Source organism: Bradyrhizobium sp. C9 (assembly GCF_002532045.1).
In the GTDB taxonomy this organism is placed as follows: Bacteria; Pseudomonadota; Alphaproteobacteria; order Rhizobiales; family Xanthobacteraceae; genus Bradyrhizobium.
The window spans coordinates 1-18,926 of record NZ_NWTG01000014.1 but is presented as its reverse complement, the minus strand read 5'-3'; the positions used below and the strand labels follow the sequence as shown (position 1 = coordinate 18,926).

18 protein-coding genes are annotated in these 18,926 nt (G+C 64.9%); 11 read left to right on the top strand and 7 right to left on the bottom strand.

What is annotated here, in order from left to right:
• Positions 1-76: 76 nt before the first annotated feature.
• On the bottom strand, positions 77-223 hold the full coding sequence (locus CO675_RS40655) for a hypothetical protein (RefSeq protein WP_158231299.1): 147 nt from the start codon (positions 221-223) through the stop codon (positions 77-79).
• A 29-nt stretch (positions 224-252) separates the two neighbouring features.
• On the opposite strand from CO675_RS40655, the gene CO675_RS24970 reads away from it, so the two are divergent.
• The 3 genes from CO675_RS24970 to CO675_RS24960 are packed head-to-tail and all read left to right on the top strand — an operon-like array spanning position 253 to position 3,366.
• Positions 253-1,431, top strand: a complete 1,179-nt coding sequence (locus tag CO675_RS24970; protein WP_097674503.1) for a COG1470 family protein — start codon at positions 253-255, stop codon at positions 1,429-1,431.
• A complete protein-coding gene (locus CO675_RS24965; protein ID WP_097674502.1) occupies positions 1,428-2,414 on the top strand; it encodes an ABC transporter ATP-binding protein in 987 nt (328 codons plus the stop codon). The genes CO675_RS24970 and CO675_RS24965 overlap by 4 nt, the downstream gene beginning before the upstream one ends.
• Positions 2,404-3,366 carry an ABC transporter permease gene (locus tag CO675_RS24960; protein WP_097674501.1) on the top strand — a complete coding sequence of 321 codons (963 nt, stop codon included), beginning with the start codon at positions 2,404-2,406 and terminating at the stop codon, positions 3,364-3,366. Before CO675_RS24965 ends, CO675_RS24960 begins: the two co-directional genes overlap by 11 nt.
• 13 nt (positions 3,367-3,379) lie before the next feature.
• On the opposite strand, the gene CO675_RS24955 is transcribed toward CO675_RS24960, so the two are convergent.
• The 3 genes from CO675_RS24955 to CO675_RS24945 all read right to left on the bottom strand — a co-directional run bounded on the left by CO675_RS24955 (position 3,380) and on the right by CO675_RS24945 (position 6,099).
• On the bottom strand, positions 3,380-4,930 hold the full coding sequence (locus CO675_RS24955; RefSeq protein WP_097674500.1) for an ABC transporter permease/substrate-binding protein: 1,551 nt from the start codon (positions 4,928-4,930) through the stop codon (positions 3,380-3,382).
• Positions 4,927-5,715 carry an ATP-binding cassette domain-containing protein gene (locus CO675_RS24950; RefSeq protein WP_097674499.1) on the bottom strand — a complete coding sequence of 263 codons (789 nt, stop codon included), beginning with the start codon at positions 5,713-5,715 and terminating at the stop codon, positions 4,927-4,929. The genes CO675_RS24955 and CO675_RS24950 overlap by 4 nt, the downstream gene beginning before the upstream one ends.
• Before the next feature lie 168 nt (positions 5,716-5,883).
• Entirely contained in the window at positions 5,884-6,099 is a 216-nt protein-coding gene (locus CO675_RS24945; protein WP_021077148.1) for a hypothetical protein, read from the bottom strand.
• Positions 6,100-6,327: 228 nt separating this feature from the next.
• Here CO675_RS24945 and CO675_RS24940 point away from each other — a divergent pair, with 228 nt between their 5' ends.
• From CO675_RS24940 to CO675_RS24920, 5 genes are all read left to right on the top strand, one after another.
• Positions 6,328-7,164 (top strand): metal-dependent phosphohydrolase, encoded by an 837-nt coding sequence (locus CO675_RS24940; RefSeq protein ID WP_097674498.1) that lies wholly within the window; start codon positions 6,328-6,330, stop codon positions 7,162-7,164.
• A 112-nt stretch (positions 7,165-7,276) separates the two neighbouring features.
• Positions 7,277-7,987, top strand: coding sequence for a hypothetical protein (locus tag CO675_RS24935; protein ID WP_245452909.1), 711 nt, complete (start codon positions 7,277-7,279; stop codon positions 7,985-7,987).
• A 41-nt stretch (positions 7,988-8,028) separates the two neighbouring features.
• Positions 8,029-8,301: a DUF3551 domain-containing protein gene (locus CO675_RS24930; RefSeq protein ID WP_097674635.1), complete on the top strand. Its 273-nt coding sequence runs from the start codon at positions 8,029-8,031 to the stop codon at positions 8,299-8,301.
• A 103-nt stretch (positions 8,302-8,404) separates the two neighbouring features.
• Positions 8,405-8,674: a DUF3551 domain-containing protein gene (locus CO675_RS24925; protein ID WP_097674497.1), complete on the top strand. Its 270-nt coding sequence runs from the start codon at positions 8,405-8,407 to the stop codon at positions 8,672-8,674.
• Between the two features lie 294 nt (positions 8,675-8,968).
• Entirely contained in the window at positions 8,969-12,742 is a 3,774-nt protein-coding gene (locus CO675_RS24920) for a C2 family cysteine protease (RefSeq protein ID WP_097674496.1), read from the top strand.
• 33 nt (positions 12,743-12,775) lie between these two features.
• Here the strand turns inward: CO675_RS24920 and CO675_RS24915 are convergent, their stop codons facing one another.
• Entirely contained in the window at positions 12,776-13,699 is a 924-nt protein-coding gene (locus CO675_RS24915; protein WP_245452908.1) for a ketopantoate reductase family protein, read from the bottom strand.
• Between the two features lie 212 nt (positions 13,700-13,911).
• Between CO675_RS24915 and CO675_RS24910 the strand changes: the two genes are divergently transcribed.
• Together CO675_RS24910 and CO675_RS24905 are read left to right on the top strand one after the other, a co-directional pair.
• On the top strand, positions 13,912-14,727 hold the full coding sequence (locus tag CO675_RS24910; protein ID WP_097674494.1) for an ABC transporter ATP-binding protein: 816 nt from the start codon (positions 13,912-13,914) through the stop codon (positions 14,725-14,727).
• Positions 14,727-15,512 carry an ABC transporter permease gene (locus CO675_RS24905; RefSeq protein ID WP_097674493.1) on the top strand — a complete coding sequence of 262 codons (786 nt, stop codon included), beginning with the start codon at positions 14,727-14,729 and terminating at the stop codon, positions 15,510-15,512. Before CO675_RS24910 ends, CO675_RS24905 begins: the two co-directional genes overlap by 1 nt.
• Here CO675_RS24905 and CO675_RS24900 read toward each other — a convergent pair.
• Positions 15,509-16,351 carry a helix-turn-helix transcriptional regulator gene (locus tag CO675_RS24900; RefSeq protein ID WP_097674492.1) on the bottom strand — a complete coding sequence of 281 codons (843 nt, stop codon included), beginning with the start codon at positions 16,349-16,351 and terminating at the stop codon, positions 15,509-15,511. The two genes, CO675_RS24905 and CO675_RS24900, sit on opposite strands and share 4 nt — an antisense overlap.
• A 92-nt stretch (positions 16,352-16,443) precedes the next feature.
• Between CO675_RS24900 and CO675_RS24895 the strand changes: the two genes are divergently transcribed.
• A complete protein-coding gene (locus CO675_RS24895) occupies positions 16,444-17,328 on the top strand; it encodes an SDR family oxidoreductase (RefSeq protein WP_097674634.1) in 885 nt (294 codons plus the stop codon).
• Between the two features lie 55 nt (positions 17,329-17,383).
• Here CO675_RS24895 and CO675_RS24890 read toward each other — a convergent pair whose 3' ends face one another.
• Positions 17,384-18,709 carry a 4Fe-4S binding protein gene (locus CO675_RS24890; protein ID WP_097674491.1) on the bottom strand — a complete coding sequence of 442 codons (1,326 nt, stop codon included), beginning with the start codon at positions 18,707-18,709 and terminating at the stop codon, positions 17,384-17,386.
• Positions 18,710-18,926 lie beyond the last annotated feature (217 nt).

Genomic DNA, 18,926 nt, shown 5'->3' with positions numbered 1-18,926 from the left:
CCGGAACGTTCGCGCGACAGCTTGCACAGGCGCAACGACTAATCCGCACATCAAGGCGATCGCATCGCGACCTAGACTAACGTCGGTAGACGAAGGTTGCCCGCGCGAAACCGCGTGCATTACTCATTTGTAATTGCGCTGCCGAGATTTCGTCACGATTGGCTCGATGATCGGTCATGCCGCTGCCACGGTGTTCATCGGCGCGCAGTGTCAAATCAGCCAATCCCGCCCTTCTTGCAGGAGTGTTTGCCCATGCGAGCGCTCGATGTTGCGCGCCTTGTCGTCGCCTTCGGACTTGCTATTCCCCTTGCCATTCCCTCCGCCTCCGCCGCAGAGCCGCCTCACGACATCAAGGGGCTCTACATGATGACGGACTATCCGGCCGTCACCATCAGGCCCGGCACCACCTCCAACATCTCGCTGCGTCTGCAGAACTACGATCTCGGTCCGCAGCGCTACAAGCTTTCGGTCGAGGGCGTGCCGAGCGGCTGGACCGCGACGCTGCTCGGCGGCGGCCAGCCGGTTGCGGCTGCGATGCCGGCGCCCGACTCCAGCGTGCCGTTGCAGCTGCGGCTCGACGTGCCCGCCAATGCCTCGCTCGCCGAGCAGACGCTGACGGTGAAGGCCGAAGGGCAGGGCAGCGAGGCAACATTGCCGATCGTGGTCGCGCTTGCCAAGGAATTGCCGGCAAAGCTGACGGTGAGCTCGAAGCTCCCCGAATTGCGTGGCAGCCCGAAATCGAATTTCGAGTACACGCTGACCATCAAGAACGACAGCGGCCGCAACCTGGTCGCAAGTTTCGCCGCTGCGGCGCCGCAGAACTTCGAGACCTCGTTCACCGAGGCCTATGGTACGCAGGAACTGTCCTCGATCCCGATCGATGCCGGACAGTCCAAGGACATCAAGCTCAAGGTGCGACCGCCGAGTGCGATCGATGCCGGGCATTTCCCGGTCAAGGTCACGGTCAATGCCGAGGATGCGTCGGCGCAGGCCGAGGTGGCGCTCGACATCGCAGGTCAGCCGCAGCTTCAGCTCTCCGGCCGTGACGGGCTGTTGAGCGCGCGCGCGGTCGCCGCCGAGCAGAGCACGATCCCGGTCGTCGTCACCAACAGCGGCACCGCGCCGGCCGACAATATCGAGCTCGCCGCAACGGCGCCGAGCGGCTGGAAGGTCACGTTCCAGCCGGCGAAGATCGAGCGTCTGGTGCCCGGCAAGGACACCGAGGTGCAGGCGCTGGTGACGCCGAGCGACAAGTCGCTCGCCGGCGACTACCAGCTCGCGATGCGCGCCACCGCACGCGGCGAGACCGCGTCGAGCCAGTTCCGCGTCACCGTGAGCACGTCCACCGCCTGGGGCATGGCCGGCGCTGGCGTAATCGGCGTTGCGCTGCTGTTGATGCTGGGTGCCGTTGCGAGGTTCGGACGGCGATGAGCGAACAGCAGAACAACAGTGCTGCAACACGGCCGGAGGCCGTCATCGCAGCGCGCGATCTCACCAAGCGCTACGGCAAGACCAGTGTCGTCGACGCCATCAACTTCGACATCGCAAAGGGCGAGGTGTTCGGGCTGCTCGGCCCGAACGGCGCCGGCAAGACCACGACCATCCTGATGATGCTCGGACTCACCGAGATCTCGGCCGGCCGGGTCAGCGTGCTCGGCTTCGATCCGGCGCGGCAGCCGCTGCAGGTCAAGCGGCGCGTCGGCTATCTGCCCGATGCCGTCGGCTTCTACGACCACCTGACCGCGGTGGAGAACCTCGCCTACGCCGCCAAGCTGATGGGCCTCTCGATGGCCGAGCGCACGCGGCGGATCGCAGCGGCGCTGACCCGCGTGCGCTTGCTCGACGTCGCCGACAAGCGGGTCGCGACCTTTTCGCGCGGCATGCGGCAGCGCCTGGGGCTTGCCGAGATCATCGTCAAGCGCGCCGAGATCGCGATCCTCGACGAGCCGACCTCGGGTCTCGACCCGCAGGCGACGCTGGAATTCCTCGATCTGATCAGGGAATTGAAGGCCGAGGGCGTCACCGTGCTGCTGTCGTCGCATATGCTTGACCAGGTCCAACGCGTCTGCGACCGCGTCGCGCTGTTTCGTGCCGGCAAGATCGCGATGATGGGCTCGGTCGCCGAGCTCTCCGTCCAGGTGCTGGGCGCGGGCTTCGTCGTCGAGGTCGAGGCTGATGGCGCCGGGATTGCCCGGCGACTTGCGGCGATCCCGGGTGTCGGCAATGTCGAGACGCTGGCCGATGACCGTTTCCGCATGACCGCCGACCGCGACGTGCGGGCCGACGCTGCCCGCGCGGTGGTCGCCGCCAACGGCGCGTTGCGGCGGCTCTCGGTCGACGAGCCGAGCCTCGAGGCGATCTACGCTCATTACTTCCAGGCCACCCCGTCAGGAGGCGTGCGCGATGCGGCGTGAAGGTTCTGCATTCCAGGGCGTTGGCGCCGTCTTCGTCAAGGAGCTGTCGGACAACATCTCGAGCGTCCGCATGCTGATGCTCGAGCTCTTGATCGTGCTGACCGCGATGGCGGCGCTGTACGAGGCGATCACCGCCTTGCGTCAGAACACGGCGGAGGATCCGTTCCTGCTGCTTCGGCTGTTCACGGTAAGCCAGGCGCCGCTGCCGTCCTTCGTCGCCATCCTCGGCTTCCTGATCCCGCTGATGGCGATCGGGCTCGGCTTCGACCTGATCAACAGCGAGCACAACCGGCGCACATTGTCGCGCATCCTGGCGCAGCCGATCTATCGCGACGCGCTGCTGCTCGGCAAATATCTCGCTGGGCTCGCCACGATCGCGATCAGCCTGACCGCGTTGTGGCTGCTGGTGATCGGGCTCGGCCTGATCTTCCTCGGGGTGCCGCCGGGCGGCGAGGAGATCGCCCGTTCGCTCGCCTTCCTGGTGATCGCGGTCTTCTATGCCGGGGTCTGGCTGTCGCTCGCGATGCTGCTCTCGATCGTGTTTCGCTCGCCAGCCACCGCGGCATTGGTGGCGCTCGGTATCTGGCTGTTCCTGACCGTGCTGTGGCCGATGCTGGCGCCGGCGATTGCGCAGGCCATTGTGCCGCCGGATCCGCGCTTTGCGGCGCTCGGGCTCGACACGCCGGGGACCGCGATCTGGAGCCAGCTGCTGCAACGCTTCTCGCCGAACGATTTGTTCGGGGAGGCGATGCTGGCGGTGCTGTCGCCGACCACGCGCACGCTCGGCCCGGTGTTCCTCGATCAGATCCGCGGCGCGGTGATGGGGGCTCCGCTGCCGTTCGGCCAGAGCGTGCTGATCGCCTGGCCGCAGACGGTCGGCCTGATCGCCTGCACCATCGTGCTGTTCGTCGCGGGCTACGTCCTGTTCCAGCGCCAGGAGGTGAGGGCCTGAGGCGGAGGGCCGCTCAGCGCGGTCCGACCTTCTCCCACAACCAGCGCGCCACGGCGTCGGGCGATGATGACGCGTCGTTGCCGGACGCGCGCAGGTTCGCCTCGCGCATTTCGGCGATGCCGATCCTGCCGAGCAGCGGCCGCAGCGCGGCCTTGAGAACCTCGTCGTCGCGCCGCTTCGGCGATAGCAGCACGATCGCGTCATAGGGCGGGATCGCGTGCCTGTCGTCCGCGAGCGCGACCAGGTCGTATTTCGCGATCAGCCCGTCGCTGGTGTAGCCCGCGATGACGTCGACCTCACCGGAGGCGACCGCGGCATACATGAAATCCGGCTGCATCTGGCGTTGGGCGCGGAACGTCAGCCCGTAGGCCTTCTGGATGCCGGCCCATTCCGGACGCGAGAAGAATTCATAGTCGCCGGCGATCGACATCGTCGCGGCGCGCGATGCGAGATCGGCGATCGAATGGATGCCGAGCTGATCGGCGCGTTTCTTCGGCATCACCAGCGCATAGGCGTTCTCGAAGCCGAGCTCGCCGAACAGCGTGATGTCCTGCTTCGCCAGCGTCGTCTTCAGTTCGCTCAGCAGCTCGGCACGGGGCTTGATGTCGGTGTGGTGGAACTGGTTCGCCCACAGCGTCCCGGAATAGTCGACATAGACATCGATGTCGCCGGCCGCGAGCGCATCGAAGATCACGTTGGAGCCGAGGCCGGCGCGGGTCGCCGTCGACAGACCGGCCGCCTGCAGCCGCTGCGCCATCAGCGCCGACAGCACATACTGCTCGGTGAACGTCTTGGCGCCGACGACGTAGCGCGCCTGCGGCCGCGCGATCGCGGGTACCAGCGTCGCTGCGATCAGGGCAGCGATGCCGAGCCCGCCGAGCGCGGTCCGGACGCGCCTGCGATTGCGCAGGCCATTCTCGATCAGCGCCAGCAATTGATCGACGACGAGCGCGAGCACGGCGGCGGCGAAGCAGCCGAACAGCACGAACACCCAGTTCTGGGTCTGCAGCCCGGCGAAGATATAGTTGCCGAGGCTGGTCTGGCCGATCGGCGTCGACAGCGTCGCGGTGCCGATCACCCACACCGCAGCGGTGCGGATGCCGGCCATCATCACCGGCAGCGCCAGCGGCAACTCGACCATGGTGAGCGATTGCCGCGGCGTCATGCCGACGCCCTGGGCGGCCTCCAGCACCGCCGGATCGACGCCCGAGAGGCCGGTGATGGTGTTGCGCAGCACCGGCAGCATCGAATAGAGCGCGAGCGCCAGCACCGCCGGCAGGAAGCCGAAGGCGGAGAAGCTGAAGCCGAGCCACGTCGCGGTCAGCGCCGTGAGCGCCAGCAGCAGCGGATAGAACAGCGCGAGCAGCGCGAGACCGGGCACCGTCTGCACGATGCTGGCCACTCCAAGCAGCGTGCCGCGCAACACCGGCCGGTTGCGCGCGATGATGGCAAGCGGCAGGCTGATCAGAAGTCCGAGCGCCAGCGCGGCGACGCTGACGCGGACATGATTGCCGAGATAGTCTGGCAGATGCGCAAGCGCCTCGCTCCAGCGTGGATCGCTCATGCCGTGCCGTCCCGCGGCAGCAATGCGCCGAGCCGCTCCGCCTGTCGCCGCGGCGTCCGCAAGAGTTCGCCGACATAGGCGTCGGTGTTGGCCGCAAGCTCCGCCGGCGTGCCCAAGGCGAGCAGCTTGCCGCCGCGCATCACCGCGACGCGATCGGCCAGCAGCAGCGCCTCGGTCATGTCGTGGGTGATCATCACCGTGGTCAGGGCGAGCTCGCGATGCAGTGTGCGATAGTCGTCGCCGAGCGCGTCGCGGGTCAGCGGATCGAGCGCGCCGAACGGCTCGTCCATCAGCACGATGCGCGGCTTCGCAGCCAGCGCACGCGCGACGCCGACGCGTTGGCGCTGACCGCCGGAGAGTTCGTGCGGCAGGCGGTCGCGATGTTGGGCGCGGTCGAGCCGCACGAGGTCGAGCAGCTCGTCGACCCGCGCCGAGATCTCGGCCTGCGGCCAGCCGAGCAGCTTCGGCGTGATGCCGACATTGTCGGCAACGGTGAGATGCGGAAACAGCCCGCCGCTCTGGAACACATAGCCGATGCGGCGCCGCAGCAGGATCGGATCGATGCGGCTGACGTCTTCGCCCTCGACGGCGATCCGGCCGCGGTCGGCCTCGATCAGGCGATTGGCGAGCCGCAGCAGCGTCGTCTTGCCGGAGCCCGAGCCGCCGACAACGGCGAGGAATTCACCCTCGGCGACGTCGAGCGAGACGTCGTCGACCGCCACCACGCGACCATCGTCAAAACTCTTGCCGACATGCGCGTAGGCGATCAGCGGCGTTGCGGGCATTCTCGGGCCATTCCTGGGCGACCTCACGTCTCACTATCGTGAGCGACAGTGATAGCCCATAAAATGGACTTTGACTCGAGATGCACGCGCCTGCATCACGCGGGCTCGCAGGCTGTTCCAGGTGGGCACGCGAAGCGGGTCAGCCCCTTCGGGGGCTGTGAGCACACATCACACTTCGTTCTTTGGGACGTATTTGCCCATGATGCACTTGTAGCTCTGCAAGCGCCAATCGTGATACGGGCCCTTGGCGAGCCAGTCGGCGATGCCGATTTGGGCGTTCACGGCGCAGGCGCCCATGGTGATGCCGGATTGGTCGCTGTTGGTGACGACCTTTTCCATGCAGAGCTGAGCATTACAAAGGATGGCGACGAGCGTAACGAGCATGATGGTCTTTATCCGTAGGATTAACCCGGTCTGAACCGAATCATGCACGGTTCATGCCACTATCAGCGGCTTTGGCGTCACAGCCGGCAAGACCGGGAAAGTACGGCGGACCGAATCACGCGCTCGCCGGCGCGTAGCCGCACGTCCGCAGATACGCTATAGTTCTCCCCAACTACGACGTGAGATCGGGGGCGAGTGAGGAACGTTGCGCGGTCGGGGGCTGCATCGATGATGACGTTGCCTGAGTTGGCGGCAGGTGCTCTGGAGAAGTTTCTCGCCACATGGGTCAGCCGCACCTTTGGGGCATCGCAGGCGCGATTTGGCGAACTGCTGCCCGCCGCCGCGCGCATCGCGCTGGAATGCATCGGCAACAGCGATGCGCTTTACCACAATGTCGAGCACACGATGCTGGTCACGCTGGCCGGGCATGACATCATTCGCGGTCGCGCGCTGCATACCCATGTCACTGCGGAGGATTACACCCACACGATGATCGCCTGCCTGACGCACGACATCGGCTATGTGCGCGGCCTGTTGAAGGGCGATGGACCGGATGGCTATGTCATCGATGCCTCCGGCAACAAGGTCGTGCTGCCGCGCGGCTCGTCGGATGCCGGCCTGATGCCGTATCACGTCGATCGCTCGAAGCTCTATGTGCTCGACAGGCTCGAGGCCGTGCTTCCGCTGGATCGCGAGCGCGTCGCGCGCAACATCGAAGGCACGCGGTTTCCGGCACCCGAAGGCCAGCAATATGACGATGAGGCGGCGATCGTTCGGGCCGCCGATTTCATCGGACAACTCGGCGATCCCAACTACATCAGGAAAGCCAACGCGCTCTATCACGAGTTCGAGGAGGTCGGCATCAACCGCCAGCTCGGCTATGAATCGCCGGCGGATATCGTCGACCGATATCCGCAATTCTACTGGAATATGGTCGCGCCGCACATCCAGGGCGCCATCAACTGCCTGAACATGACGGCAAGCGGCCGTCAGTGGATCGCGAACCTCTACAGCAACGTCTTCCGCGCCGAGCGCGAAGTCACGCTGTCCGGCCCGCAAATCTGACGCAAGGCGCCAGCGGCGCGGCCTTTCAGCACGGCCCGCCTGCGTTCCCCGGTCTCCACATTTCGGCCTGCTTCATCGTTGCACAGTCGGTGGAAATCGGCGACCTTGCGCCATGGACCTCTCCATCGACCGTGTTCTCGACCGTTTCAGCATGATCTCCCGTTTCGCTCAATTGATTGCGATCGCCATCGTGTGCTGGCCTGCGCTCGCCGTTGCCGCCGGCCCGGTCTACGACGTCGACCTGTATGCGCTGATGTCCGGCACCTGCCGCAATGTCAGCGTCGCCGGCCGCAACTATACCTGCAAGGCGGTGGCCTATTTCCACACCCTGCGCGGCCGTTCCGAATTCACCGTGGTGCTCGACGATCCCGCCGACAAGAGCCACATCGTCTCGTTCTCCGGCGAGAGCACCGAGCGCACCCAGGACAATCTGTTCGAGCTCGCGGTCGACCGCATGTTGCTGAAGTCGAGCGATCGCCCGCGTGTCGATGGCCTGCCGGTGCCGCTGGTCGAGATGTCGACCGGCTCCTGCCGTCAGGTCGGAAGCTTCATCACACGGCAGGTGTCGACCATCACCTGTGCCGCCACCGACCAGAGCGGCAAGCGGTACGAGCTGAGCTTCGAGTCGGATGGCTCGCCGATGACCTTGCGCCGGCTGCGGCAATCGACGCTGCCGTCGGAGCGGCAGCGGGCACGCCAGATCGCGCAGCTCGAATGCCGCCTCAAGGCGCGGGCTGCGCAGGTCCTGCCGCGGGACACCACGGCCTTCATGATCCGTTGTCTCGGTGAGGACGACGGCAAGCCGGCCGGCGAACAGCGATAGCCGCGCGCCCTGCGTTGCGAAGCAAGCTCGAGGAGAATTCGATGCGCTTGAAATTCACCATCATCGCCGCCATCGGCATCGGCATCACCGGGCCCGCCGCCGCGCAAATGTACGATCCGAATTATCCGGTTTGCTTGGAAGTCTATGGCGGCAGGCTGACGCCCGAGTACATCGATTGCAGCTTCACGTCGCTTCCGCAATGCCAGGCAACGGCCTCGGGACGGTCGGCGACATGCTCGGTCAATCCGTTCTACAAGGGTCCCAAGAAGCCGACCAGGGAGCGGGGTCAACGACGGCGTCAGCCCGCCGACTAGCGCGTTTTCGAGCTGCGATGGCCCGCATGGCCGTCGCGTCGCTGGCGCAGTTGACCAACTCCGGCGGTTGTGAGGAAACCTTCCGAGCGGCAAGGAGAGACCGATGCGCTTGAAATTGTTCGCGATCGCCGCATTTGCGGTCGCCCTGGCCGGACCTGCCGCCGGGCAGGCCTATGACCCGAACTATCCGGTGTGCATGCACGTCTTTCAGGGCAAATTCGGCGGCAGCTACATCGATTGCAGCTTCACCTCGATCCCGCAGTGCCAGGCGTCGGCCTCGGGCCGGGGTGCGATGTGCTCGGAGAATCCGTTCTTCGCACCGCCGCCACCTCCGAAGCGCCGGGCCCACCGCGGACGGCATCGCGCCCACTGATGCGGGAGCACCCGGCAGCTCGGACGCCTGCCGTGGCGGGGCGGGGAAGCCGACCCTGCCGCTATCGCCGATGGTAGGCGCCGTATCAGGCAGACATTAACGAATCTTCACGATAATGCGGGTTCCCTTTCGGCAGCGGTCGGCAAGATCGACACGCGTCCAGAATTCGTTCACAACTATGGCGATAGTTACGCAATCTATTGCTGGATTCGTCGCGACGGGGCGCGCGCAACCTCGCCCGGACAGGCCTGGCCGACAGCAATCGTATCGCGTCAAGATTTGCGAAGGAATTCCATGACGGCAAGCTGGGTCAATTCCCTCGTCGACAGCGGCATCAAGTCCGACATGCTCAACTTTGCTGCGGACGGTGTCTTCACCGACGCTGAAGCCATCCAGTTGCTGGCAGATGTCGCCAATCGCGGGAGTGTCACCGCGAATGAGCTGAACTCGCTGCAGCTGATTGCCGCCAATCTGAACAGCGGCCTCTACACGTCGGACTATGTCTCCCATCTCTTCAACCAGCTCGTTGATGGGAATCCGGCGAACGCCACCTGGACAGGGGGCGGCACCGCTCACGTCACGCTCGGCAATCTGCAGGTTGGCACGACGTCGACGCAGATGTCCGAACTGATCGGAAAGTGGTTTCAGGGGACCGATCTTCCGGATCCGACTTTGCCGCCCGATGCAGGCGGGAGCGGCTGGACGCTGCAGGGCTACAGCGCGGTTGTCGGGCCGTTGTATTCTTCGGCGGGCGCGGCCACCGTCAACGACATCTGTCAGGGCGCAGACGGCGATTGCGAGTTGATGTCGGGATTGATCGACGTCGTCGTCTTTCATCCCCAGGTCATGAGCTCCATGATCGTCGACAATGGAAACGGCACCTATGGCGTGCGCTTCTATGTCAATGGTCAGGAGACATGGGAAACCGTCAATGACGAGTTTCCGGTCGTCAGTGGCACAGAGCTTGACTATGGCCACAACTACAATGAGCAGCCCACTGCAATGTGGGTTGCCCTGGTGGAGAAGGCCTACGCGCAGCTCAGCGCAACGGGCCAGATCGGGCACCCGGCGGTCAACAGCTACAACAATATCTCCGCTGATCCCCCGACGGACGTCCTCGAGAATCTGACCGACGCGACGAGCGTCAATTATTATCTGAGCAGCGCGTCCAATTGGTACAGCAGCAAGTCCGTCTATATCGCAGCACTCTCCAGCCACGACGACGTCATCCTCGAGATTCCCTCAACGTCTCCGTATACGTATGACAGTGCGGGAAATATCCAGCTGGTCCCGGACCATGCTTTCGGGGTCGTCGGCTATGACAGCGCGACGGGCAATTTCATCGTTCGCAATCCATGGGGAAACAGCTATCCCGGCCAGAACTGGGATGTGCAGTTTGAGGTCTCGCTGACCCAGATCGCCAGCGAGGACGGCGACTTCGTCATCGACAATTCCGGCGCCGTTGACGTCGCGCCCACGGTGGTCGCATCAAACATAACCGGCCGCGTGCAAACCTCGGTCGCAGCGTCGTCCATGTTCTATACGACGGGCAGTCCTCTGCCCATTGTCGAATATGCGCTTTGGAACTCCACGGGTAACGGGCACTTCACCGTGGGCGGGGTGGCGCAGGCGAACGGGGCCGAGATCGACGTCGCTGCTTCACAATGGTCCAGCATTGCCTACCAGTTCGGTCCCGCGAGCGACCAGCTGTGGGTGGAGGCGTTCAACGGCGTCTCCTGGAGTGCCTGGAGCGAATTCACGGCAACCCCGGAAGGGCCCGCGGTGACGGTCGCAAACGTGACGGCAACGCACGGCCAGAGCTTTGCCGCGTCCTCGCTGTTCACCTATTACGATCCGTTCGGTCTCGCAGCCACCGAATACGATGTCTGGGACAGCGGCGCCGGTGGCGGCCACTTCGTCCTGAACGGGGTGGCGCTTGCCGCCAATCAGGACAATTACATCACGGCCGCGCAGCTGTCGTCGTTGAGCTATCAATCCGGCTCCGGCGCGGACACGCTGTGGATCCGCGCCAACGACAGCACGGTGTGGGGGCAGTGGTCGAGCGCCTTCACCGTCACCGCGCCGGTCGACAGCGGTCCCGTCGAGGCGGTGTCGAACATTGTCGCGGCGCATGGCCAGAGCTATGCGGCCTCGTCCTTGTTCACCTACAGCGATCCGTTCAGCAGTCCCGCAACGCAATATGACGTCTGGGACAAGGGAACTGGTGGCGGACATTTCGTTCTGAACGGGGTGGCGCTTGCCGCCAACCAGGACAACTACATCACGTCCGCCCAGCTGACCTCGTTGAGCTATCAATCCGGTTCCGGTGTCGACACGCTCTGGATCCGCGCCAATGACGGCACAGTGTGGGGCGCTTGGTCGAGCCCCTTCACCGTCAGTGCGCCGGTCGACAGCGGTCCCGTCGAGGCGGTGTCGAACATTGTCGCGGCGCATGGCCAGAGCTATGCGGCCTCGTCCTTGTTCACCTACAGCGATCCGTTCAACAGTCCTGCAACGCAGTATGACGTCTGGGATAGCGGTACTGCCGGCGGGAGCTTCGTTCTGAACGGCGCGGCACTGCCGGCCAATCAGGACAATTACATCACGGCCGCCCAGCTGGCGTCACTGACCTATCAATCGGGCTCCGGCATCGACAAGCTTTGGATCCGTGCCAATGACGGCACGGTGTGGGGCGCGTGGTCGAACGCCTTCACCGTCAATGCGCCGGTCGACAGCGGGCCTGTTGAGGCGGTGTCGAGCATCGTTGCGGCACACGGTCAGAGCTATGCGGCTTCGTCGCTGTTCACCTACAGCGATCCGTTTGGCAGCGCTGCGACCCAATATGACGTCTGGGATACCGGCACAGGCGGCGGGCACTTCGTTCTGAACGGGTGGGCGCTGTCGGCCAATCAGGACAATTACATCACGGCGGCCCAGCTGTCGTCATTGACCTATCAATCCGGTTCGGGCACCGACACGCTCTGGATCCGCGCCAATGACGGCACGGTGTGGGGGGCGTGGTCGAGCGCCTTCACCGTCAATGCTCCCCTCGACAGCGGACCCGTCGAGACGGTGTCGAGCATCGTTGCTGGTCACGGGCAGAGCTATGCGGCCTCCTCGCTGTTCACCTACAGCGATCCGTTTGGCAGCGCTGCGACACAATATGACGTCTGGGACACGGGCACAGGTGGCGGGCATTTTGTCTTCAGCGGGGTGGCGCTTGGGCCCAACGTGGACAACTACGTCACGGCGGCCCAGCTGGCGTCGCTGAGCTATCAATCCGGTTCGGGCGCGGACACGCTGTGGGTCCGCACGAACGACGGCACCGTCTGGGGAGCATGGTCAAGTGCCTTCACCGTGACCGCGCCGGTGGACACGGGTCCGGTGCTGACTCCGATCAGTTCAAACACGCTGTCCGTTCAAGGCCAGACGTTTTCGGTGTCCTCGCTCTTCAGCTATTCGGATCCATTCGGCAGTTCCGCGACATCGTATGATGTCTGGAATAGCGGAGGCGGCAACGGCTACTTCACGCTCAACGGCGTTGCGCTCGGAGCAAATCAGGACAACGTCGTCGCTGCCTCGCAGCTCTCCCAACTCGCGTACCACGTCGGATCGGGCACCGACACGCTCTGGATCAAGGCCAATGACGGAACCGTCTGGGGCGCCTGGTCCAGTGCCTTCACGATCAGCGATCCCTCGATCATTCCAGCCGGACAGACCCTCGAGCTTGCGTCGGCGAGCTCGGCGCAAATCTCCTTTGCATCAAGCTCCGGGACATTGAAGCTCGATGACCCCACGGGCTTCTCCGGTACCGTCGCCGGCATGACGGGAGCCGACGCGATCGATTTCGCCAATATCGATTTTGTGGCCGGGCAAACCGTGGGCTTTGCCGGCAACACCGCGGGCGGATCGCTCTCCGTCTCGGACGGCGTCCACGCCGCCAGCATCGCCTTGCTCGGAAACTACATGGCTTCCACCTTCGTCGCCGCGAGCGATGGACATGGCGGCACGGCCATCACGGTGCATCCCGATCAGGTCGCAACGCTTGCCCCGCCGCAACATGCCTGAGCGGGGTCGCTGCTCCGGCGCGCGGCTGGCTGCCTACGACGGCGTGCCCATCGCATAGGGTTTCAGCACGGCATAGAGGAAGTCGTGCGTCGGGGTCGGCACGCCGAGCTTCCGGCCGAGCTCGACCACCTTGCCGCTCAGCCATGGCAGTTCGAGCCGGTTGCCGCGCTCCAGATCGAGCGCCATCGAGGCCTTCATTGCCGGCGGCGCGTGCCCGATGAAGTCGAGCACCTTCGCAAGGGGGTCTGGCGGCAGCTTGATGCCGCTGGCGTGGGCGATGGCGATGATCTCCTCGCAGGCCGAGACGAAGTACGGGCGCAGGTCGGGATCGTCGCGCAGCCGGCCGATCGGCTGGCGCGTGACCGCGGTCATGCCGGCATTGGTGGCGAGGCCAACGAACTTCATCCACAGCTCGGTGTTGATCTGCTCGCTCAGCGTGGCATCGAAGCCGGCCTTCAGGCAAAGCTCGAGCAGCGCCTTGCCGCGCGGCGTGATGCGGCCGTCGAGCTCGCCGAAGATCATCCGCATGAAGGTGCCGACCTGGTTGATCACGCCGGGCTTGATGATCGAGGCGGAGATCTGCGCCACGCCGCCCATCACGGCGTTGCGCCCGAGGATCGGGATCAGCCGGTCGGGGGCGTCGATGCCGTTCTGCAGCGGGATCACGGCGGTGTCGGGACCGACCATCGGCTTGATGTGCTCGCCGGCGCTCTCGACATCCCACAGCTTGACGCAGAACAGCACGATATCGACCGGGCCGACGCTCGCGGGGTCGTCGGTCCCCTGGGTCGGGACCAGGTGGGTCTCGCCGCGGCCGCCCTGAACCTTCAGGCCTTCGCTGCGCATGGCGGCGAGGTGCGCGCCGCGCGCGATAAAGGTGACGTCGGCGCCGGCGTGCGCCAGCGCCGCACCAAAACCGCCCCCGACGCCTCCAGCGCCCACCACTGCGATCCGCATGATTGTCTCCTTGTTCAACGCTTTGGCCCGCAGCCTCGACGAAGTCGGTGCGCTGCGCAACCCCGGTTACGCAGCGCTTAACACGGTTGCGCCGTGCGCAATCCGGCTTGTCTGAAAACTGCGTGACCGCGGCCTGCGTCTTCTTCCTGCGTTGAACTTGCCCGAGCGAACCGCTAAGCCTTTTGCCTGATGTTCGGGAGGAATGCGTGGCGATGACGGAGCCGACGGCGGTCGCGCTTGACGGTGCGACGGTGGCGTTTCGGTTGGCGGATGGACGCGTCTATACCGCGGTCGAGCAGGCCAATCTTGCGGTTGATCATGGCGAGTTCGTCGCCATTGTCGGCCCGACCGGATGCGGAAAGTCGACGCTGCTCAACGTCGCCGCGGGGCTGTTGAAACCCGCGGCCGGGTCGGCGCGGATCTTCGACAAGCCGCTCAGCGGCCTCAACCGCGATGCCGGCTATCTGTTTCAGGCCGACGCGCTGTTCCCGTGGAAGACCGCGATCGACAATGTCGCGATCGGGCTCGAGATCCGGGGCACGCCGCGCACTGACGCGCTGGCGCGCGCGCAGCAATGGCTGACCTCGGTCGGGCTCGGCGCCTTCGCGGGCCGCTATCCGCACATGCTGTCGGGCGGCCAGCGCAAGCGGGTCGCGCTGGCGCAGGTCCTGATCCGCGATCCGAAGATCCTGCTGATGGACGAGCCGTTCGGCCCGCTCGACGCCCAGACCCGGCAGATCATGGGCAATCTGCTGCTGGAATTGTGGACCGCCGACCGCAAGGCGGTGCTGTTCGTCACCCACGATCTCGAGGAGGCGATCGCGCTCGCCGACCGCGTTGTGATCATGTCGGCCGGTCCTTCCGCACGTATCATCGGCGACTGGCGTATCACGCTGCCGCGCCCACGCGATATCGCGGAAATACGGATGGAGAAGGATTTCCACGCCCTGCACCGCGAGATCTGGGGCGTGCTGAAGGACGAGGTGATGAAGGGCTATGTGCAGTCGACGCAGGCGGGAGCCGCCTGATGTCGCGCGTAACGTTGCTGTCCCTGCAGGTCCTGGTCGCGGTCGTCACGCTGGCACTGTGGCAGTTCTTCTCCACCGTGCCTGTGTTCGGCAAGATGCTGCTGCCGCCGTTCTTCTTCTCCAACCCGGTCGATGTCTTCAGCCAAATTGTAAAGTGGTTCTCCACCGGGGTGATCTGGAAGCATCTGGCGATCACATTGTGGGAATCCATCCTCGCTTTCGTGATCGGTTCGGCCGGCGGCATTCTGGTCGGCTTCTGGTTCGCGCGGCAGCCGCGCGTCGCCGCAGTGTTCGATCCCTATGTCAAGATGGTCAACGCGCTGCCGCGCGTGGTGCTGGCGCCGATCTTCGCGCTGTGGTTCGGGCTCGGCGTCTGGTCCAAGGTCGCGCTCGGCGTCACGCTGGTATTCTTCATCGTGTTCTTCAACGTCTACCAGGGCGTCAAGGAAGTGCCGACCACGGTGCTCGACAATGGCCGGATGCTCGGCATGAACGAGCGGCAGCTGATGCGCCACGTCTACTGGCCTTCGGCGCTGTCGTGGATGTTCTCCTCGCTGCACACCTCGGTCGGCTTTGCGGTGGTCGGCGCGGTGGTCGGCGAGTATCTCGGCTCCGCCGCCGGCCTCGGTTATCTGATCCAGCAGGCCGAAGGCGTGTTCGACGTCGCCGGCGTGTTCGCCGGCATGTTCGTGCTGTCGGCCTTCGTCATCCTGATCGACATGGCGGTGACTGTCGTGGAGAAGCGGCTCTTGGTGTGGCGGCCGACGGCGGCCGCGCGGGATTAGGGCACTTTCGGCGCAGCCTCCATCAGCCCGCGGATCTTCTCCGTCACCTCCGGGTCAACAGGATTGTAGACGATCATGCTGAGGTCGGACCGGCCGTCGACGGCAAACGCCGAATATTCGAACTTGACCGGTCCGAGGATCGGATGGCGGAGCTGCTTGACGCCTTCGCCATGGGCGCGCACGTCGTTGTCGCGCCACAGCGCCGCGAACTCCGGGCTGAGCCGGCAGAGCTCATCGACAAAGGGTTGCACCTCGGCGGCAGCACCGGCGCGCATTGCGTCCACCCTGAAGGCGCCGACGACGAAGCGTGCCACGCTGGCCCAGTCGTGCTGCGCGGCGCGGACGCGCGGATCGAGGAACATGAAGCGCAGCACGTTGCGTTCGCCCGGCGGCAGCGATCCGTAGTCCGTCAGCATCACGGTCGCCGCCCGGTTCCAGGCGACGATGTCCCAGGTCGCGGTCCTGATCACGGCGGGGCTCGGCAGCAACGCGTCGAGCACGTGCTGCAGCCGCGGCGAAACGCCTTCGTTCTTCTGGTAGCGCACCTCGGGCGTGCGGCCGAGGCCGAGCAGGAACAGGTGCTCGCGCTCGACGTCGGTCAGCATCAGCGCACGTGCGATGCGATCGAGCACATCGGCTGACGGTGCGCCGCCGCGGCCCTGTTCGAGCCAGGTGTACCAGGTCGCCGAGATGTTGGCGCGCTGCGCCACTTCCTCGCGGCGAAGCCCCGGCGTGCGCCGCCGCTCCGGCGGAAAGCCGAACGTCGCCGGATCGAGCTTGCTGCGGCGGTCCTTCAGGTAGGCGCCGAGCAGGTTCTCATGCGCGAGCGGGTCGCTCATCCTGTTAGCCATTATACCATGATAAGGTCACTACTTTAACAGGATAGCGCGCGGGGCCAGATTTGTCTCCAGTGAAACCTGGAGACTTGCTGATGCGTGTGTTTGTCACTGGTGCGACCGGATTTATCGGCGCTCCTGTCGTCAAGGATCTGATCGCCGCCGGACATCAGGTTCTTGGCATGGCCCGTTCGGACGAAGGCGCGAGCGCGATCTCTGCGCTCGGTGCGGAGGTTCTTCGCGGCTCGCTCGAGGATCTCGATGGCTTGCGCAAGGGGGCGACCGCTTCGGATGCCGTCATTCACCTCGGCTTCGTTCACGACTGGTCCAATTTCGCGAAGAGCTGCGAGATCGACCGCTGCGCCATCGAAGCCCTGGGTTCTGTTCTGGCTGGATCAGACAGGCCGCTGATCATAACCGGGGGCTTGGCGGGATTGGCCAAGCCTGGCGAGACCGCGACTGAGGACCAAACCATATCGCCCGATTTCCCGTTTCCCCGCGTGTCGGAACAGACGGCCCTCTCGCTGAATGGCGTCCGCGCGGCGGCGATGCGGCTTCCCCAGGTCCACGATCCCGTCAGGCAGGGCCTCATCACCCCCTTGATCGCGGTGTACCGCGAGAAGGGCGCGTGCGCCTATCTCGGCGACGGACAGAACCGCTGGCCGGCGGCGCATGTTCTCGACGTGGCGCGTCTCTACCGGCTGGCCATCGAAAGGGCTGAGCCGAACGCGAGGTATCACGCCGTTGCGGAAGAAGGGGTCCCGATGCGCGTTATTGCCGAAACGATCGGTCGGCGCCTGAAGCTGCCGGTGAAATCCATATCCCCGGAAGAGGCGCAGGCCTTCTTTGGCTGGCTCGGCACGTTCGCAGGATACGACATGGCGGCCTCCAGCGAGCAGACGCGCAGGAAGCTCGGATGGCAGCCGACCGGGCCGGGGTTGATTGCCGATCTCGAACAGCTGGTCTATCCCGCGCAGTAGCGCCAGTAGATGCGCAGGGTGGGCTGGCAGGCGTAGTTTGCCCTACGCATTCGGCTCAGAGCGGGAAGCACCGCATGTAGGCCGCGAACAGAGTCTCGTCGCTGGAACTCACCAGCCCCGAGGCGACCGCGTCGGCCAGGTCGAGGTCGCGGTTCTGGATGCGCAGCCATGCCTGGGTGTCGGCGGTGATGGTCAAGGCCGCATCGCCGACATGACGCCCCGGCACCACTTGCAGATCCTTGCCCTTGATCACGACCGTCATGTCCAGCGCGCTTGCCCCGGTGAAGCGCAGATGCGTCACGAAATCGAGACCCCGCGCCCGGCCGCGCTGAAATCCGAGCGAGAGCGAGAAGATGTAGGACTGGATGCTGCCGGTATGGCGGCCGGACGTGACGTGCTGGACTTTCTTGTGCGGAAAGCGCCGCGTCACCGTGTCCTCGGCGTCAGTATCCGGGATCACATAGACGAACTCGTCCTTGTCGATCAGCGGCTGCACCACCTCGGTGAAATGCGCGTCGCGATCGTGCAGGAAGGGGCCGATCACGTCTTCGCCGGCCGGACAGGCCGAGATGCAATAGGCCGCCTTGTAGCCCGGCTTGAACGACAGCGATTGCCAGATGTTCAGCGTCTCGGTGCGGGGGACGCGGGCGCGATAATCCCTGGCGTCCTTGGAATCCGCGACCTTCTCCACCCACTGCGTGAAGTTGCCGAGGAAGTCGTGATAATTGTGGGTGTGGCAGGACAGGAAATCGAAGCCGCCGTCCGGCTTGATGGCGCCGACCGGGCAGGCGGCGACGCACAGCTTGCACTCCAGGCAGGGATTGTAGTCGATCGGCTGGTCATAGGCGTCCACCTCGGATCCGAGCAGGACGGTGCCGAGCAGCACGAAGCTGCCGAATTTCGGATGGATGACGCTGCGATGGATTCCCATCCGCCCGAGCCCAGCTTCCACCGCGATCGGCTTGTGCTGCACCATCATGATCCGCGGCAGGTCCATCTCCATCGGGAAGGCGGCGACCGAGTTGCAGGCCGGGATGCCGTGCTCGTCGAGTGCGCGAACGATGGCGCGCGCGGTTTCGTTGACATGGTCGTAGGTGCCGTGGAATTCCTCGTTGGCGACCGAGCGTGACGGAGAGCGCACCGGCTCGCGATTCATGTGGCACACGATCGCGAGCAGGGAACGCGTCCGGCCATAGACCTTGCGGATGAAGTCGCGCTGCGGCGCGATGGCGGCACGGTCGAACTCGATGATGCCGACGTCATCGGCGCCGCACTCGCGTGCAATCCGCTTGATGAGTTCGGAAGAGACCTGGACGTCGCGAACGTGCTGGCTGCTGCGCGCGCGTACCGCCCTGACCGTGGGATGATCGTCCAGGCTCATCGTGCTGCCTCTATAAAATGACGATCATAATATTATTGGGCGGGCGGACGCGAGGCAAGTGAATTATCTGTCAGTCGTCATGCAATGGAACCTGTCAGGCACGTTCGCGCGTCGTGAATGGCGCGACCCTGAAGGCGGACGAATCGTGCAATCGTAGGGTGGGTTAGCTGTGGAATCTCAGGAGGTCGTCCATCGGAAGGCCGAGGCGGCTGATGGG

Excerpts from the sequence above, each read along its gene's own strand:
- CO675_RS24970 (WP_097674503.1), top strand. The coding sequence starts at position 253 with ATGCGAGCGCTCGATGTTGCGCGCCTTGTCGTCGCCTTCGGACTTGCT.
- CO675_RS24965 (WP_097674502.1), top strand. The coding sequence starts at position 1,428 with ATGAGCGAACAGCAGAACAACAGTGCTGCAACACGGCCGGAGGCCGTC.
- CO675_RS24960 (WP_097674501.1), top strand. The coding sequence starts at position 2,404 with ATGCGGCGTGAAGGTTCTGCATTCCAGGGCGTTGGCGCCGTCTTCGTC.
- CO675_RS24955 (WP_097674500.1), bottom strand. The coding sequence starts at position 4,930 with ATGAGCGATCCACGCTGGAGCGAGGCGCTTGCGCATCTGCCAGACTAT.
- CO675_RS24950 (WP_097674499.1), bottom strand. The coding sequence starts at position 5,715 with ATGCCCGCAACGCCGCTGATCGCCTACGCGCATGTCGGCAAGAGTTTT.
- CO675_RS24945 (WP_021077148.1), bottom strand. The coding sequence starts at position 6,099 with ATGCTCGTTACGCTCGTCGCCATCCTTTGTAATGCTCAGCTCTGCATG.
- CO675_RS24940 (WP_097674498.1), top strand. The coding sequence starts at position 6,328 with ATGATGACGTTGCCTGAGTTGGCGGCAGGTGCTCTGGAGAAGTTTCTC.
- CO675_RS24935 (WP_245452909.1), top strand. The coding sequence starts at position 7,277 with ATGGACCTCTCCATCGACCGTGTTCTCGACCGTTTCAGCATGATCTCC.
- CO675_RS24930 (WP_097674635.1), top strand. The coding sequence starts at position 8,029 with ATGCGCTTGAAATTCACCATCATCGCCGCCATCGGCATCGGCATCACC.
- CO675_RS24925 (WP_097674497.1), top strand. The coding sequence starts at position 8,405 with ATGCGCTTGAAATTGTTCGCGATCGCCGCATTTGCGGTCGCCCTGGCC.
- CO675_RS24920 (WP_097674496.1), top strand. The coding sequence starts at position 8,969 with ATGACGGCAAGCTGGGTCAATTCCCTCGTCGACAGCGGCATCAAGTCC.
- CO675_RS24915 (WP_245452908.1), bottom strand. The coding sequence starts at position 13,699 with ATGCGGATCGCAGTGGTGGGCGCTGGAGGCGTCGGGGGCGGTTTTGGT.
- CO675_RS24910 (WP_097674494.1), top strand. The coding sequence starts at position 13,912 with ATGACGGAGCCGACGGCGGTCGCGCTTGACGGTGCGACGGTGGCGTTT.
- CO675_RS24905 (WP_097674493.1), top strand. The coding sequence starts at position 14,727 with ATGTCGCGCGTAACGTTGCTGTCCCTGCAGGTCCTGGTCGCGGTCGTC.
- CO675_RS24900 (WP_097674492.1), bottom strand. The coding sequence starts at position 16,351 with ATGAGCGACCCGCTCGCGCATGAGAACCTGCTCGGCGCCTACCTGAAG.
- CO675_RS24895 (WP_097674634.1), top strand. The coding sequence starts at position 16,444 with ATGCGTGTGTTTGTCACTGGTGCGACCGGATTTATCGGCGCTCCTGTC.
- CO675_RS24890 (WP_097674491.1), bottom strand. The coding sequence starts at position 18,709 with ATGAGCCTGGACGATCATCCCACGGTCAGGGCGGTACGCGCGCGCAGC.